The sequence below is a fragment of the Lentzea sp. genome (assembly GCF_036380075.1).
Classification (GTDB): domain Bacteria; phylum Actinomycetota; class Actinomycetes; order Mycobacteriales; family Pseudonocardiaceae; genus Lentzea.
The window spans coordinates 1-15,561 of sequence record NZ_DASVFL010000116.1 but is presented as its reverse complement, the minus strand read 5'-3'; the positions used below and the strand labels follow the sequence as shown (position 1 = coordinate 15,561).

Annotated in this window: 14 protein-coding genes; 6 read left to right on the top strand and 8 right to left on the bottom strand. The window is 68.7% G+C overall.

Annotated elements, in window-relative coordinates:
- Positions 1-62: 62 nt before the first annotated feature.
- From trmB to VF330_RS14925, 4 genes are all read left to right on the top strand, one after another.
- Positions 63-707, top strand: coding sequence for a tRNA (guanosine(46)-N7)-methyltransferase TrmB (gene trmB, locus VF330_RS14940; protein ID WP_330852218.1), 645 nt, complete (start codon positions 63-65; stop codon positions 705-707).
- A gap of 132 nt (positions 708-839) precedes the next feature.
- Positions 840-1,946, top strand: coding sequence for a nitric oxide synthase oxygenase (locus VF330_RS14935; RefSeq protein ID WP_330852180.1), 1,107 nt, complete (start codon positions 840-842; stop codon positions 1,944-1,946).
- Between the two features lie 304 nt (positions 1,947-2,250).
- A complete protein-coding gene (locus VF330_RS14930; RefSeq protein WP_330852179.1) occupies positions 2,251-3,408 on the top strand; it encodes a sensor histidine kinase in 1,158 nt (385 codons plus the stop codon).
- A gap of 438 nt (positions 3,409-3,846) precedes the next feature.
- Complete coding sequence (locus VF330_RS14925) at positions 3,847-5,154, top strand: amidohydrolase (protein WP_330852177.1); 1,308 nt, start codon at positions 3,847-3,849, stop codon at positions 5,152-5,154.
- Between the two features lie 15 nt (positions 5,155-5,169).
- On the opposite strand, the gene VF330_RS14920 is transcribed toward VF330_RS14925, so the two are convergent.
- The 3 genes from VF330_RS14920 to VF330_RS14910 all read right to left on the bottom strand — a co-directional run bounded on the left by VF330_RS14920 (position 5,170) and on the right by VF330_RS14910 (position 7,045).
- Complete coding sequence (locus VF330_RS14920; RefSeq protein ID WP_330852176.1) at positions 5,170-5,688, bottom strand: hypothetical protein; 519 nt, start codon at positions 5,686-5,688, stop codon at positions 5,170-5,172.
- Positions 5,681-5,962: a hypothetical protein gene (locus tag VF330_RS14915; protein ID WP_330852175.1), complete on the bottom strand. Its 282-nt coding sequence runs from the start codon at positions 5,960-5,962 to the stop codon at positions 5,681-5,683. Before VF330_RS14915 ends, VF330_RS14920 begins: the two co-directional genes overlap by 8 nt.
- A 411-nt stretch (positions 5,963-6,373) precedes the next feature.
- A complete protein-coding gene (locus VF330_RS14910; protein ID WP_330852174.1) occupies positions 6,374-7,045 on the bottom strand; it encodes an SDR family oxidoreductase in 672 nt (223 codons plus the stop codon).
- 12 nt (positions 7,046-7,057) lie between these two features.
- Between VF330_RS14910 and VF330_RS14905 the strand changes: the two genes are divergently transcribed.
- On the top strand, positions 7,058-8,248 hold the full coding sequence (locus tag VF330_RS14905) for an MFS transporter (RefSeq protein WP_330852173.1): 1,191 nt from the start codon (positions 7,058-7,060) through the stop codon (positions 8,246-8,248).
- Here the strand turns inward: VF330_RS14905 and VF330_RS14900 are convergent.
- The 4 genes from VF330_RS14900 to VF330_RS14885 form a co-directional block, all read right to left on the bottom strand.
- A complete protein-coding gene (locus tag VF330_RS14900) occupies positions 8,209-8,751 on the bottom strand; it encodes a DUF3455 domain-containing protein (protein ID WP_330852172.1) in 543 nt (180 codons plus the stop codon). The genes VF330_RS14905 and VF330_RS14900 overlap by 40 nt on opposite strands.
- 199 nt (positions 8,752-8,950) lie before the next feature.
- Positions 8,951-11,044 carry a PhoX family phosphatase gene (locus tag VF330_RS14895; protein WP_330852171.1) on the bottom strand — a complete coding sequence of 698 codons (2,094 nt, stop codon included), beginning with the start codon at positions 11,042-11,044 and terminating at the stop codon, positions 8,951-8,953.
- A gap of 131 nt (positions 11,045-11,175) precedes the next feature.
- Positions 11,176-13,197 carry a PhoX family phosphatase gene (locus VF330_RS14890; protein WP_330852170.1) on the bottom strand — a complete coding sequence of 674 codons (2,022 nt, stop codon included), beginning with the start codon at positions 13,195-13,197 and terminating at the stop codon, positions 11,176-11,178.
- 57 nt (positions 13,198-13,254) lie between these two features.
- Positions 13,255-14,421 (bottom strand): MFS transporter, encoded by a 1,167-nt coding sequence (locus VF330_RS14885; protein ID WP_330852169.1) that lies wholly within the window; start codon positions 14,419-14,421, stop codon positions 13,255-13,257.
- 67 nt (positions 14,422-14,488) lie between these two features.
- On the opposite strand from VF330_RS14885, the gene VF330_RS14880 reads away from it, so the two are divergent.
- A complete protein-coding gene (locus VF330_RS14880) occupies positions 14,489-15,118 on the top strand; it encodes an HAD family phosphatase (protein WP_330852168.1) in 630 nt (209 codons plus the stop codon).
- Here VF330_RS14880 and VF330_RS14875 read toward each other — a convergent pair.
- Positions 15,067-15,561 (bottom strand): hypothetical protein (locus VF330_RS14875; RefSeq protein WP_330852167.1); only part of this gene is annotated, 495 nt, incomplete at its 5' end. The genes VF330_RS14880 and VF330_RS14875 overlap by 52 nt on opposite strands.

Here is a 15,561-nt window from a genome sequence, read left to right as displayed (position 1 = left end):
CGGTCGTGACCAGCCCTGAGTTCCCCCGTTCCATCGTCAGCTTCGTCCAGCGCGGCGAGCGCATGACCGTGGGACAGGAGCGCGCCTGGGACACGTACTGGGAGAAGATGGGCAACGACGTCAAGTCGTTGCCCGAGGGGCCGCTCGACTTCGACACCTGGTTCGGTCGTTCCGCCCCCGTGCTGCTGGAGATCGGTTCCGGCATGGGCGAGACCACCTCCCAGCTCGTCGCCGCCGCTCCCGAGCTCAACTACGTCGCCGTCGAGGTCTACAAGCCGGGACTCGCCCAGCTGCTGCTGCGCGGCGAGCACCTCGGCGGCCTCGACAACCTGCGCGTGCTGCGCGGTGACGCCGTCGACCTCCTGACCGACCACATCGCTCCCGCGTCGCTGCACGGCGTGCGGATCTTCTTCCCGGACCCGTGGCCGAAGAAGAAGCACCACAAGCGCCGGCTCGTGCAGCCGGAGTTCGTGTCGTTGCTGGCCTCGCGCCTGGAGCCGGGCGGCGTGCTGCACCTCGCGACGGACTGGGAGCACTACGCGGACCAGATGCTCGAGGTGTGCTCCGGCGAGCGGCTGCTGACCAACGTGTTCGACGGCTGGGCGCCGCGGCCGGACTGGCGGCCGGTCACGAAGTTCGAGCAGCGGGCCGTGAACGAGGGCCGCGTGTCGCACGACCTGATGTTCCGGCGGAACGACCTCACCTGATCGAGGTCTCAAGCGAGGGCTTTCACCACTACGGGTCCCACCTTCACTCGTTGGAGTGGCCGGTGTTGATCACCCGAAATGCCCCGAGTGGCAGTGACGCGTGAGGCGCTTCCGGCCTTAGGTTCTCGCTCCGTGACCCCCGACGTCCTCCCCGCAGCGGAGGAGTTCGTGCGCATGTTCCACGCGGCGCACTCCGACGCAGGCTCGCTGTCCGCCCGCATCGCCCAGGTGCGCGCCGAGATCGCCGAGACCGGAACCTACCGCCACACGACCAATGAGCTCGCGTACGGCGCGCGGATCGCGCTGCGGGACTCCGGCTGGTGCACCTCGGGCGTGCCGTGGCGCCGGCTGAAGGTCCGCGACCTGCGCGGTTACCGCAACGCCGCCGCCGTCGCGGGCGAGTGCGTCGAGCACCTGCGGCTCGCGACCAACGGCGGTGAGATCCGGCCGCTCGTCACGGTCTTCGCACCGGACGCGCCCGGATCGCCGGGACCGGTGATCTGGAACGAGCAGCTGATCCGGTACGCCGGGTACGCCGACGGCACGGGGGACCGCCGGTATGCCCAGTTCACGGAAACCATGCAGGGCATGGGGTGGCGTCCGCCCGTACGGCGGTCACGGTTCGACCTGCTGCCGTTGGTGGTGGAGACCCAGCACGAGGGACCGCGGCTGTTCACGCTGCCGTCCGAGATCGTGCACGAGGTGCCGTTGGAGCACCCGACCCTGCCGTGGTTCGGCGAGTTGGGGTTGCGCTGGCACGCGGTGCCGGTCATCTCGAACATGCGGCTGTCGATCGGTGGCGTGCACTACCCCGCGGCGCCGTTCAACTCGTGGTTCGTCGGCGCGGAGATCGGCACGCGGTCGCTGGCGGAAGAAGGCGCGTACGGCGTGGCACGCGAGGTGGCCGAGGCGTTGGGCCTGGACACGTCGTCCGAACGCACGCTGTGGCGGGACTTCGCGACCGTTCACCTGAACGCGGCAGTGCTGCACTCGTTCGACAAGGCTGCCGTCACGATCACGGACCACCACGCGGAAGCCCTGCACCGGCTGGCCTGGCTGCGTTCCCGCCAGCGCCCGTCCGCGGCGCGTCCCGCGTTCCGGCTGGACACCGCGGCCGCGGCGCGCGCACGGACCGGTGCTCCGGCGCGCTTCACGGCCGCGTTGGACGAGACCCGGCCCCAGCCGGCCGGCAGGCTGGCGGAACTGCTCCGCCAGCAACACTCCCTGACCAGCGTCTGACTTCCCCATCACACGCTGGTGCCGACGGGGTCCTACCTCTGGGAGTCGATCATCACGCCCGAGAGGGCCATCAGCGCAAGGACCAGCAGACCGACCACAGCGGCGGCCCAAGTGAACACGACAGACAACATGACGTCCTCCGTTCCCCGACTTCTCTTCTCCCTTCCCAGAGTCCGTGACCGCGGCGTGATCCGGCATCCGCCGGGAGGGTATTTCCGCAGGTCGCCGTCTCCTCCTTCCGGCTGATGCCGGGTGGACCCCGAGTCGGACGCGGCGTCACCCGTCCGGCCCTACTGTGTGTCGGGTGGAGAGCACGGATCTGAGCTGGCGGTTGCTCGCCAAACGCCAGTGGCCGCTGGCGCTCTCGCTCACCGGCATCGGCATCGCGGAGCTCGGGTCGATCACCACCGAACTCGGCTGGTGGCAGATCCCCGGCGTGGCGGTCATCTGCGCGATCGCGGTCCTGGCACCGCGACGGCCGTTCGACGCGGCGCTCGCGGCAGCGTTCGCCATCGTGTGCACGGCGCTCTACCTGCGGTTCCTCGGCGTCTCGTTCGAGCCGCACTTCTTCGTCAGCGGCGCGGGCATCTCGGTGACCGGCGCGGCGATGGCGACCATCGCGATCCTCGTGCGGGAGGCGTCGCGCCTGCGCGCGGTCTCCGGCACGCTGCTCGTCCTGGCGGCGATGACCGCGGCGGAGGTCATCGGGTGGCCGGTCGTGGCGGCCAGCGAGTACCGCGAATGGCGGCCTGATCCGACGTCGTACCTGTTCGGTGCGTCGATCATGCTCGTGCTGGCCATCGGGACGGGGCTGTACTTCCGGGCCCGTGACAACGAACGCTCGTCGCAGCTGGCGGCGTCGGTGGCGGCGGCGCAGAACGCGGAGCGGATGGCGTTGGCGCGCGAACTGCACGACGTGGTGGCGCACTACGTGACGGCGATCGTCGTGCACGCGCAGGCGGGTCAGCTCAACCGCGAGGTGGACGTGCTGCCGTCGATCGCCGCATCCGGGAACGAGGCGCTGACGGCGATGCGCCGGCTCGTCGGCACCATGCGGGACGGCACCTCCGCCGGCCCCGCTGCCTCGTCGTCGCTGATGGACGACGTGCGCGCGTTGGCCTCGGAATCCGGTCTGCCGGTGCGGCTTTCGTTCGACCTGCGCGAGCCGGTGCCGCAGGAGCTGGCGCGGTCGGTGCTGCGGCTGGTGCAGGAATCCCTGACCAACACCCGAAAACACGCCCTCGAAGTGTCCTCAGTGGACGTGGAGCTGTCCTCGGGCGACGGCACGTTGCGACTGGCGGTGGCGGACGACGGGGTCGCGGGAGGCGTTCCCGTCGGAGGTTCCGGGGGCTACGGGCTCGTGGGCATGCGCGAGCGCGTGGAGCTGCTGGGCGGGACGTTCTCCGCAGGCCGACGCGAACCGACTGGCTGGACGGTTCGCGCCGAGCTGCCGCTCGTCTAGTTCCCGTCCTAGTTCTCGTCGCGGATGACGTCGAACTCCTGCGTCATCTCGGCGTCGCTGAACTGGTCGTCGTTCTGAGGGTCGATGTCGGCCACTGAATGCCTCCGCATGATCACGCCCGGTCCCGTGCGGATGTGATCATGCCAACTCAGCGGCGAGTCGGCGGCTTGGGGGTGGCGGGCTTCTGCGCGCGCCGGAAGGACCCACTGGAAGTGCACGGCTTCTTCGACATGATCAAGAGACGTCCCTGCTGTGTCGGTGGTTGCCCGGGAAGCACAAAGGGCCCGCCGGTCGAACGCGACGAGCCCTCTGGTCGGAAGGAAGTTTTAGGCCGGGGCGGACCCTGGGGGTCGGCCCGCGCCCGACGGGGACAGGATTCCCGCGCGTTCCGGATGCATGCATGCATGTGACTGCCGTCACAATGGCAGGATTCTCCGCATGTCATTGCGCCTGCACGCCCCGGTGGTCCTGCCCTGCGACCCGTCCTGCTCCGTCCTGCGGGACGCGGTCGTGGACGTCGTCGACGGACGGATCACCTATGTGGGTGAAGTGTCTGCCGCACCTGCCTTCGACGGCGAGGTCCGGCGGTTGTCGGGCATCCTGCTGCCCGGTCTCGTGAACACACACGCGCACAGCCCCATGACGGTGCTGCGCGGCCTGGGCTCCGACCTGCCGTTGCTGCGGTGGCTCCAGGAGCACATGTGGCCGAACGAGGCGCGGATGACCGCGGCCGACGTCGGCACGGGCATGCTGCTCGGTGCCGTCGAGATGCTCCGGCACGGCGTCACGACCTCCGCCGAGATGTACTTCCACGGCCCCGAGCTGGTGTCGTCGGTGCTGGCCGCCGGGTCGCGCGTGGTGTTCGGCGGCGCGATCCTCGACGTGCCGGGCATGGACTGGAGGGCGCTGACCGACGAGATCTCCGCGTGGATCGACTCCGACGGCGTCCGCTTCGGCCCCGGCGAGCGCGTCGAGCTGGCCTACGGCCCGCACTCCGCCTACACGCTCGCCCCGGCCCAGCTGACCGCGGTCGCGCAGGAGGCACGGGCCCGCGGCGCGTTGTTCATGGTGCACGTGGCCGAGTCGCCGTTCGAGGACGAGGCGCAGCGGGCGGAGTTCGGTTCGGTGCCCGCGCTGCTGAAGGCGTCGGACGTGCTGGGCGGCCGGGTGCTGTCCGCGCACTCCGTGCACCTGTCCGACGACGACATCGCGCTGTACGCGTCGTTCGGCGTCGGTGTCGCGCACTGCCCCGGCTCCAACGCGAAGCTGGCCTCGGGGATCGCGCGCGTGCCGGAGATGCTGGCCGCCGGCGTCTCGGTCGGCCTCGGCACGGACGGACCGGCGTCCAACGACGACCTGGACCTGTTCGAGGAGGCGCGGCTCGCCGGCCTGTTCGCCCGCGTCTCGAAGATGGACGCGACCGTGCTCGGTGCGGCGCAGGCGTTGCTGATGGCCACGCGGGGCGGCGCGGACGCACTGGGCCGCGACGACATCGGGGCCCTCGAAGCCGGTCGCTGGGCGGACGTCGTGCACGTCGCCGCCGACGACCCGGCGTTCGCGACCGGCTTGGACGCGCCGGACCCGCAGCTGCTGGCGAACCTGGTGTGGGGTTCGGGGTCGCGCCGGGTCACCGACGTGTGGGTGGCCGGTGACCAGGTCGTGGCCGGTGGGGAGTCGACTCGGGTGGACCGGGCCGAGGCGCAGGCCGGGGTGACCGCGGTGGCTCAGCGGCTGCGGTCGGCCTGACCCGTCTGAGCTCGTTCAGCTAGGGCACGAGGCAAGCGTGACCCGCACGATTTCTTTGGCCTCCGCAGTCGCCTTGTCACTGCCCGGTGAAATCTCGACGGGTCGGTGCGACTGCGTGGCCTGCGTAGTGCCAGACAAGCTCACGATCAGAGCCTCAAGCATGCGACGGATCATGTCCGCATGCGATCGAGACTTTTCCATCGTGTACGGGCTGCGCATGCTGACCACACCGTCTGAACTCAAAGCAAGAATGCATTGCCGACCTGGCAACCGTTCCCGAAGGCCGTCGAGCATCATCTCTTCGGGATGATCAACGATGTACTCGGCCTCTTGGTCACTCACAGGAAGGTACAGCCACAGCCCGAAATCTGTGCCATGCCCAAAAAATTGCCAGAACAGCAACGCACCGAACTCAGTCGCGACAAGACCGGTACTGGAGCGCCCGTTGTAGACGTTCAATTCCACGTCACAGGGACCAACGGACAGCCACGGCCGCTCGCCGAGTTGAGGCGCCTGCCCAACATGCTCACTCATTGTCATCGTCTCCCTTCCCTGTGCGCATCCCGTCTACCATCAGCTCCAGCATGGGCTCTCCATGATCCCGCCACCAGTCTTCAGCGATAACACCTTCAGGTGCAACCACACTGACATGGTTCGGGTTACGCGGCGTAGGCGTGTGCTTCACCACGTAATCCGCCTCACGAAGACGTCCCACGTTGAAGTATCGCACAGCATCCTGAAGTATTACCTTGTTTCTTCCTACAACAAGACTCAACGCCCCTGCCACACCCAGTTTGCCAACGATCATAGACACATCTCGCTCGCCTTGATCAAATCTCGGCTGCCTTCGGAACCCTCCGTCACCGATGCCGACCTGGCCATACTGCGTGAGAGTCTCCTCGTCACCTATTTGGCGCACTGCGGCGACTGGTCGCCCCCTTGACCAGCTAGTTTTCCCCACTTGCGCCCCAACCCCTCGACTGCACTTTGCAGTGTGCATCGAGAAGGCAGAGGACCGTGTTTCGCCGCGACTTCAGGTTCAACCAAACGGGCTATGCCAATTATCGATGTTTCCACCCAACAGGTGGAATTATCGTGACCACCAGGCAAGATTCCTCATGAAGATTACATTTCCAGTGGAATCCGAATGACCTCATGAATTTTATGACATCGTTGTCATGACCTTGCAAGCCGAAGTTAGCCCGACCCGCCGTGCGGCTCACCTGGGCCGCACGACCAGTTCGGTGATGTGGGCGTCGGGCGTCGCCAGCACGGCCGACGCCACCGCCCGCCCCACCGAGGCCGGGTCGATGTACTTCGACGGGTCGTAGTCGCCGCCCTCCTGCCGCCGCACGTCCTCCTGCATCGGGGTGGCGGTGCGGCCGGGGTAGACGGTGGTCACCCGCAACGACGGTTCGTCGCCGCGCAGCGCGTCCGCGTACCCGCGGAGGGCGAACTTCGAGGCCGCGTACACGCCCCAGCCGGGGTTGGCGTTCCTGCCGGCGCCTGAGTTGATCAGCACGACGTGGCCGGACGCCTCGCGCAGGCGGGGCAGGACCAGGTTGGTCAGTTCGGCGACGGCGAAGACGTTCACGTCGAAAGTCTGGCGCCAGTCGGCCTGCGTCGCCTCGCTCAACGGGCCGAGCAGTGCGATGCCCGCGCTGTGCACGAGCACGTCCAGGCGCGAGAGGACGCCGAGGTCGGCGGAGGCGACGTTCGTCAGGTCGAACGGCCAGGCGGTGGCGCCGGGGAGCTCGGCCGCGAGGACCGCGAGGGCGTCGGCGTCGCGACCACCTAGCAGCAGGTCGTGGGTCGGGGCCAGACTGCGGGCGATGGCCGAGCCGATTCCGCTGGACGCCCCGGTGACGAGGGCTACCGGACGATCACTCATGGGGGGACCATAGTGCCCAGGAAGCTGATCCTGCCGTACCTGTGCCTGCTCTACTTCATCAACTACCTGGACCGCGTCAACATCGGGTTCGCCGGGCCCAACGGCATGTCGGAGGAGCTCCAGCTCACCGCGACGGTGTTCGGGTTCGCGTCCGGGGTGTTCTTCATCGGCTACCTGCTCCTCGAGGTGCCGAGCAACCTGGCGCTGCACAGGTTCGGGGCGCGCCGGTGGATCGCGCGGATCATGATCAGCTGGGGGGTCGTCGCCACGGCGATGGCGTTCGTGCCGAACGGGACCGTGCTGATCGTCCTGCGGTTCCTGCTCGGCGTGGCGGAGGCCGGGTTCTTCCCCGGCATCATCCTGTACCTGACCTACTGGTACCCGCAGAAGGACCGGGCGCGGATCGTCGCGCTGTTCATGGTGGCGGTACCGATCTCGACGGCGCTCGGGTCGACGTTCAGCGGGTTGCTGATCCAGTGGTTCGGCTGGCGCACGATGTTCCTGGTCGAGGGGCTTCCGGCGATCGCGCTGGCGTTCGTGACGTGGTTCTGGCTGCCGGACCGGCCCGACGAGGTCGTCGAGCAGCCGGAGGAAGAGCACTGGCCGCTCAAGAAGGCGCTGACGCACCCGCGGATCCTGGCGCTGAGCTTCGTGTACTTCGGGATCGTCTACGGGCTGTACACGCTGGGGTTCTTCCTGCCGACGATCATCAAGGGCCTGGCGCCGGGAGCAGGCGTCGTGGAGCGGGGGTTGATCAACGCGATCCCCTACGTCCTCGGTGCGGTGGCCATGGTCCTGTGGGCCAGGCACGGGGACCGCACCGGGGAGAGGAAGTGGCACGTCGCCGCGCCCATGTTGCTGGGCGGGGCGGCGATTCCCGTCGCGCTGTACCTGGACAACCCCATCGCGGCGATGGTGGCCGTGTCGGTGTGCGCGATCGGTGTGTGTGCCGCCCTGCCCACGTTCTGGGCGCTTCCCACGAGCTTCCTGGGCGGCACTGCTGCTGCGGGCGGGATCGCGTTGATCAACTCACTGGGCAACGTGAGCGGGTTCGTGGCGCCCTACGTCACCGGGTGGCTGCGCGACCTGACCGGGACCCAGAAGACCGGCCTCTGGGTCGTCGGCGTCACCATGGTCAGCGCGGCCGTGGTCGCGGTGTCGGTTCAGACGGCGGGTGCGGAGAAGACGTACAAGGCCTCGTAGGGAACGGAGGTCTGCTCGCCCTCGGTGGCACACGCGCCCGTCGGCGCGACGCCGCCCTTGGTGGCGAGGCGCTGCACGTAGCTGACACCGGCGAACACACCGGCACCCCTGGTCGACTTGGCCTTCAGCAGCAGCTCGGGAACGGCTCCGGCCACCTCGTTGCGGGCACCGTCGACGGGGGCGGCCTCGACCGCACTGCCGTCGACCGTGGACACCCAGATCGGGCCGCGCGAGTGCAGGGCCACCGCGCGGCCGAGCCGGTCGGCCAGGGTCGCGGCGGGTTCCAGGCTCTTCCAGGCGCCTGTGGTGCATGTGTAGGTCTGCACGCCCTTGGCGTAGAGCTTCTGGACGACCTTGTTGCCGGCGGGAACCGCGACGGCGGGCGCGACCCTGGCGTCGGCACCGCTCATGGTGGCGGGGGTGGGAGCGGCGGTGGAACCCGCCACTCCGAATCCGAGCCCCGCCAGTGCCGTTGCGACGAGAACGAGACCAGCACGCTTCATCAACACTCACTCCTAAGTGGACAGACAGTGCGACGTGTCTCGGCTGTCCGCGGTGCAGCCACCTGGTCATACGGCCTGGTGTCGCAGCCGGTTCAAACGACTCCCCCAAGTGAGACGGCGCGCACCGTGCGTGAGAACGCACAGCACGCGCCGTCCACAGCGGACAGTCGCTCATTCCACCCGGATGAGCGCGGGAGGATCAGTCGCAGATCCTGCGGCGGTCCTTGCGCCACACCACGGCGACGGACGGACGCGGCTGCGAGGTGCCGCCGTCCGGCCAGTGCGACAGCGGGTTGTTCGCCGACGCGCCGTCGATCTCGCCGGGGTGCTGCACGGACACCAGCACGAAGTCCTCGGTGACGACCGGGCCGCAGGTCTCCGCGCCCCTGGGCACCGTGAGGAACTGCTTGACCTGGCCGCGGCGCTTGCCCTCGACGGGCACCGCGAACAGGCCGTCGTTGGAGCCCAGCGCGTTGCCGTCCGTGGAGATCCACAGGTTGCCGCGCGTGTCGAACGCGACGTTGTCCGGGCACGAGATCGGGCTGACCTGCGACTTGTCGAACCCGCCGAAGTACGTGCCGGGGTCGGTCGGGTCACCGCAGAGCAGCAGCAGCTTCCACGAGAACGTGGTCGCCGTGTTGTCGCCGCGGCGCTCCTCGATCTCCAGCACGTGGCCGTGCTTGTTGCCGTTGCGCGGGTTGATCTCGGTCGGGCCTTCCTTGCCCGCCTTGCCGCGGTCGGTGTTGTTCGTCAGCGCTGCGTAGATCCGGCGGTTGTGCAGCGACGGCTCGACGTCCTCCGGGCGGTCCATCTTCGTCGCGCCCACCTTGTCGGCGGCCAGACGCGTGAAGACGTAGACCTCCTCGGCGGTGAAGCCGGGCACGAACGACTTGTCGTTGTGCGCCAGCGGGATCCACTCGCCGGAACCGTCGAACTCGCCGTCCGCAGGAACCTTGCCGGTGCCGTCGATCTCGGCGGCGGGGCTGTCACCGGTGAACCTGGCGACGTACAGCGTTCCCTTGTCCAGCAGCTGCTTGTTGTGCTCGCGGGCGCGCTTCGAGTCGCCCTTCTGCATCTTCTCGTCCGTGACGAACTTGTACATGTAGTCGAAGCGCTCGTCGTCGCCCATGTACGCGACCACGCGGCCGTCCTTGGCGACGATGACGTTCGCGCCCTCGTGCTTGAAGCGGCCGAGCGCGGTGTGCTTGACCGGCGTCGAGTTCTTGTCGAGCGGGTCGATCTCGACGATCCAGCCGAACCTGTTGGCCTCGTTGGGCTCCTGGGCCAGGTCGAAGCGCTTGTCGAAGCGCTCCCACTGGCGCAGCGAAGCGCCGCCGCTGATGCCGTAGCGGGCGAACTTGGCCTTCGTGTCCGGGTCGGTCACGGTGCCGCCGTTGGCGAAGTACTGGTTGAAGTTCTCCTCGCCGGACAGGATCGTGCCCCACGGCGTGACGCCGCCGGAGCAGTTGTTCTGCGTGCCCAGGACCTTGCGGCCGGTCGGGTCGGCGGAGGTCTTGAGGAACTTCGAGCCGGCGGCCGGGCCCTTCACCTCGAACGGCGTGGTGAGGGTGATGCGGCGGTTGTACTTCTTCTTGTCGTCCGGGCAGACGAAGAGCTTGCCGGTGCGCGGGTCGCGGTCGACCATGACGACCGACAGGCCGTGCGCGGCCCACGCGATCTTGGCGTGCTTCTCGGTGACCGTGGTCGGCGACCAGTCCTTGAACATGAACGACTCGGTCGTGTACTCGTGGTTGCTCACCATGAGCCAGCTGTCGTGGTAGCCGGGGACCGGGACCAGACCGCAGAAGTCGTTGTTGAAGCCGAACTGCTTGGCCTGCGCCTCCGGCGTCTGGTTGTCGAAGTCGAACTTCGGCGCGTCGTCCAGCACCGCGTCGCCCCAGCGGATGACGACGTCCTGCTGGAAGCCCTGCGGCACGCTGAGCTGGTCGAGGGTGTTGGGCGCCACCGGCTCGAAGTTCAGCCCGTCCTTGCCCTTGCCACCGCGGCCGAGGGCCTCGGCGTCGGGCTGGGCGGGGGCGGCGGTGGCCGCACCGGAGAACGCGAGCGCGCCCGCTCCGGCGGCCGCGACGACGGCACCGGCCTTGAGCATGCCGCGGCGGCTCACGACCTCCTTGACGACGTCGCCGAAGTACGCGTTGGCGGACGAGTTGGGCGCCTCGTGCGCGCAGGCGTTGCCACAGCGGAACTCGCAGGTGACGGCCTGGCGCCCGAGCGGGTGGTTCGTCGGGAGCAGGGGCAGCAGACGGCGGCCCCGATCGGCGGGTGAGGACACGCAGGCCTCCGAGATCGGTGTCAGTTCAGGGAACTGGCCGAACCTAAGAGCCCAACGAGTTCGCCAGCCGTCCAGCAGATGAACGGCGGGCGAACTCGTCCTGCACCCGGACGATCAGGCACGCGCCGTGGTCATCCGATCTCTCCCAGTTGCCGCCTGCCCTGGCGCCACACCGCGACGACCGACGGCCGGGGACGCGCGGTGCCCCGGTCCGGCCAGTTCGACACGGGCTTGTCCGCGTTCGCGCCGTCCACCTCGCCGGGGTGCTGGACGCACACGGTGATGACGCGCTCGCCGATCACCGGGCCGCACGTCTCGGCGCCGCGCGGCACCGTGAGGAACAGCTTGAGGTGGCCGCGTTCCGGTCCTTCCAACGGCACTCCGTAGAGGCCGTCGTTCAGACCGTCGAGCTTGCCGTCGGCGTCGGTGGAGATCCACAGGTTGCCGTGGCGGTCGAACGCGACGTTGTCGGGACTGGAGATCGGGCTGACCTGCGACTTGTCGTAGCCGCCGAAGTAGGTGCCCGGGTCGTCCGGGAAGCCGCAGACCAGGAACAGGTCCCAGCTGAACGTCAGCGCCAGCGCGTCGTCGCGGCGTTCGGTCACCTCCAGCACCTGGCCGTGGCGGTTGTTGATGCGCGGGTTCGGCTCGGTAGGGCCTTCCTTGCCCGCGGTGACGCCGCGTTCGACGTTGTTGCTGAGCGCGCAGTAGACCTTGCCGGTGCGCGGGTGGCACTGGATGTCCTCGGGGCGGTCCATCTTCGTCGCGCCGACCTTGTCCGCGGCGATGCGGGTGAAGACGTACACCTCCTCGGCGGTCATGCCGGGCACGAAGGACCTGTTCCCCGCGGCCAGCGGGATCCACTCGCCACTGCCGTCGAACCGGCCGTCGCTGGGCAGCTTCCCGGTGCCGTCGATCTCGGCGGGCGGGCTGTCGCCGGTGAACTTCGCGACGTAGAGCGTGCCGTCGTCGAGCAGCGTCATGTTGTGGCGGCGGGCGGCCTTGCTGTTGCCGTGCTTCATCTTCCCGGTGGAGATGAACTTGTAGATGTACTCGAAGCGCTCGTCGTCACCGGAGTACGCGACCACCCGGCCGTCGTCGGCGACGCGGATGTTGGCGGTCTCGTGCTTGAAGCGGCCGAGGTGCGTGTGCTTGACCGGCGTGGAGTCCGGGTCGTGCGGGTCGAGCTCGATGACCCAGCCGAACCTGTTGACCTCGTTGGGTTCCTGCGCGAGGTCCCAGCGCTTGTCGAAGCGCTCCCACTTGCGGGTGGTCGCGGTTCCCGTGACGCCGTAGCGGGTGAGCCTCGGGTCGTTGCGGGTCGCGGCGTTGGCGAAGTACTGGTTGAAGTTCTCCTCGCCGGACAGGATCGTGCCCCACGGCGTCACGCCGCCGGAGCAGTTGTTGATGGTGCCGAAGACCTTCTTGCCGGTCGGGTCGACCGAGGTCTTGAGCAGGTCGCTGCCCGCGGCCGGACCGCGCACCTCGAACGCCGTGTTCAGGGTGATGCGGCGGTTGTACTTGCTGAACCGCGGCCGGTAGTGGCCGGTGAAGAGCGAGCGCTTGATCATGAACACCGAGAGGCCGTGCGCGGCCCAGGCGATCCTGACCTGCTCCTCGGTGGGGTTGTTCGCGTCGTAGCCGCGGAACATGAACGGCTCGCTGGTGTACTCGTGGTTCGTGACCATGATCCCGCTGAGCTCCAACGGGTCCAGCGGCAGGATGGCGGCGAAGTCGCAGTTGAAGCCGAACTGCTTCTCCTGCTTCGCGGCGGTCTGGTGGTCGAAGTCGAACTCGGGGACGCCGGGGAAGAGCGGGTCGCCCCAGCGGATCACGATCCCCTGCTCGTAGCCCTCGGGGATGACGACCTCGTCCTTGGTGTTGACCTGGACGGGCGTGAAGTCGAGCCCCTTGGGAGGACGGGCCTGGGACGGCTGGGGTTCGGCCGCGGCGGCGACCGCGGGTGTCGCGACGGTGGCCGCTGCCGCGACGACCGCGCCGGCCTTGAGCGCGGTGCGGCGGCTGATCAGGTCGCCGAGGTAGGGGTTGGCCGAGGTGTTCGGGACGTCGTGGAAGCACGCGTCCCCGCAGCGGTACTCGCATGTCACCGCTGCTCTGCCGACGCGGTGGTTGACGAGAGGCAGAGGGATCATGGTGGTGGCCTCCTACGGTCGGTGCGGGAACCGCGACCGACCGTAGTTCACCTTCCGTTAACCGACTAGCTGTTCGCTCGCGATCACGACTTCCGTAGGTACCTCGCGGGTGTCGGTGCGGTTGAACGCCAGCAGCACCGCCGCGATCGCGCAGAGCACGCCGGCCACGACGAACGGCTGGGCGAGGTGGCTGACGAACGTCGCCGCCAGCGCGCCGCCGAGCCAGCGCAGGAAGTTGTACCCGGCGCTCGCGACCGGCCGCGGCGCGTCGCTGACGCTCATCGCCGTCCCGGTGAACAACGTGTTGAGCAGACCGCTGACCAGCCCGCTGACGACCACCGCCGCCACCAGCAACGGCTTGCTGGGCACCGCCATCAGCAGCATGAGCGCGGCGAACGCGAGCACCGACCCGATGATCGCGGCCTTCTCGCCGACGCGGTCCGCGAGCCGCGGCGCGAGGAAGACGCTGGAGACGGCGACGCACACGCCCCAGCCGAAGAAGATCAGTCCGATCTCCACGGCACCCCACCGGAGCACGAACGGCGACCAGGCCAGAACGGTGAAGAACGCGGCCGTGTACAGCGCCGACCCGATCGCGGTCCGCAGCAACACGGGGTTCTTGAGTGCCTTCAACGGGTCGAGCAGGCCGATCCTCGGACGTTCGTGGTGCGAGTCCTTGGCCAGGCAGGTCGCGCAGAGGACCAGCGCCGCCGCCATCAGGATCGCGGTGCCGAGGAACGGCCCGCGCCACGAGATGCTGCCGAGCAGCGCGCCCAGGAGCGGCCCGACGCTCAGACCGAGACCGAGCGCGGCCTCGTAGAGCAGGATCGCGGCCTTCTGCCCGCCGCTCGCCGCGCCGACGATGACGCTGAGCGCGGTGGCGATGAAGAACGCGTTGCCGAGCCCCCACACGGCCCGCAGTCCCACGAGCTGCCCGATGTTCCCCGCCGCCGAGCACAGCAACGTCGCGACGACGATCAGCGCGAGCCCGCCGACGAGCGTGCGCTTGGCGCCGAAGCGGGCGGTCGCGGCGCCGGTGAACAGCATCGCGACGACCTGGACGCCGAGGTAGGAGGAGAACAGCAGGGTGACCTGCGACGGTGTTGCGTGCAGACCCTCTGCGATGGACAGCAGGATCGGGTCCACGAGCCCGATCCCCATGAAGGCGATCACGGCGGCGAAAGCCGTGATCCACACCTGTTTGGGCTGAGCTTTGAAATTCACTTCGCTATCCTAACCGATTTTGGTTAGCATAGCGAAGTATCGTGCGCCACAGGGTACGGTTCGGGGCGTGGATGCGGTGATCTTCGACCTCGACGGCGTGCTGATCGACTCCGAGCAGGTGTGGGACGAGGTGCGCCAGTCGTTCGCCCGTGCCCACGGCGGCACGTGGACTGATGAGGCGACCCGTGCAATGCAGGGGATGTCGACGCCGGAGTGGGCGTCGTACCTGGTGTCGGACGTGGGCGTGCGGCTGCCGGCCTCGGAGGTGTCCGCCGGGGTGGTCGCGGAGATGGAGAAGGCCTACGCCGCCCACCTGCCGGTGATCCCCGGCGCGGTCGAGGCGGTCCGTTCGGTGGCGTCGCGGTTCTCGGTCGCGATCGCGTCGTCGGCGCCGGCCGCGCTGATCAAGGTGTTCCTCGAGGTGACCGGACTGCCGGTGCCCGTGGCGGTGTCGTCGGAGGAGTGCGCGGCCGGGAAGCCCTCGCCGGACGTGTACCTGCTGGCGGCGTCACGGCTCGGGGTCCCGGCCGCTTCCTGCTACGCCGTCGAGGACTCGACGAACGGGCTGAAGGCGGCGATGGCCGCGGGGATGACGGTGCTCGCCGTGCCGAACCCGCACTTCCCGCCCGCTCCGGACGTGCTGGCTCAGGTGCGGGTGCTGGGGTCGGTCACCGACCTGCCGGACGCGCTCGCGTAGCTGGTCGCGGCCAGGCCGATCGCGATGCAGGTGCAGGCGATGACGCCCTTCGGCCAGTAGATGTGGCTGTCGAGGAACAGGAAGCTGCCGAGCGTCAGGAAGACTGCTCCCGGGATCGCCTTGAGGCGGTTCTTCAGCAGCGCGCACACCGCGATCGCGAGGCTGGCGACGAAGAAGCACCACGCACCGACGTGCCCGAGCTGGTTGCCGATCTTGAAGAGCGGTTCGTCGGCAGGGGAGCGACCGCCGTTCGCCAACGTCATCGCGCCGCCGCCGATACCGGCCAACGCGTCGAGCGCGCCGTAGAAGACGGCGTAGCCGAAGGCGGCCGCACGGGCCGGGTAGCGGACGTACTTCGGGCTGTCGTCGAGCAGCACCCACTGCGCGGCCGCCAGCAGCGGGAAGACCAGCGCCAGGATGATGTGCATGTTCTGCCACCACTG

Excerpts from the sequence above, each read along its gene's own strand:
- VF330_RS14910 (WP_330852174.1), bottom strand. The coding sequence starts at position 7,045 with ATGAGTGATCGTCCGGTAGCCCTCGTCACCGGGGCGTCCAGCGGAATC.
- VF330_RS14890 (WP_330852170.1), bottom strand. The coding sequence starts at position 13,197 with ATGATCCCTCTGCCTCTCGTCAACCACCGCGTCGGCAGAGCAGCGGTG.
- VF330_RS14915 (WP_330852175.1), bottom strand. The coding sequence starts at position 5,962 with ATGATCGTTGGCAAACTGGGTGTGGCAGGGGCGTTGAGTCTTGTTGTA.
- VF330_RS14900 (WP_330852172.1), bottom strand. The coding sequence starts at position 8,751 with ATGAAGCGTGCTGGTCTCGTTCTCGTCGCAACGGCACTGGCGGGGCTC.
- trmB (WP_330852218.1), top strand. The coding sequence starts at position 63 with ATGACCGTGGGACAGGAGCGCGCCTGGGACACGTACTGGGAGAAGATG.
- VF330_RS14920 (WP_330852176.1), bottom strand. The coding sequence starts at position 5,688 with ATGAGTGAGCATGTTGGGCAGGCGCCTCAACTCGGCGAGCGGCCGTGG.
- VF330_RS14925 (WP_330852177.1), top strand. The coding sequence starts at position 3,847 with ATGTCATTGCGCCTGCACGCCCCGGTGGTCCTGCCCTGCGACCCGTCC.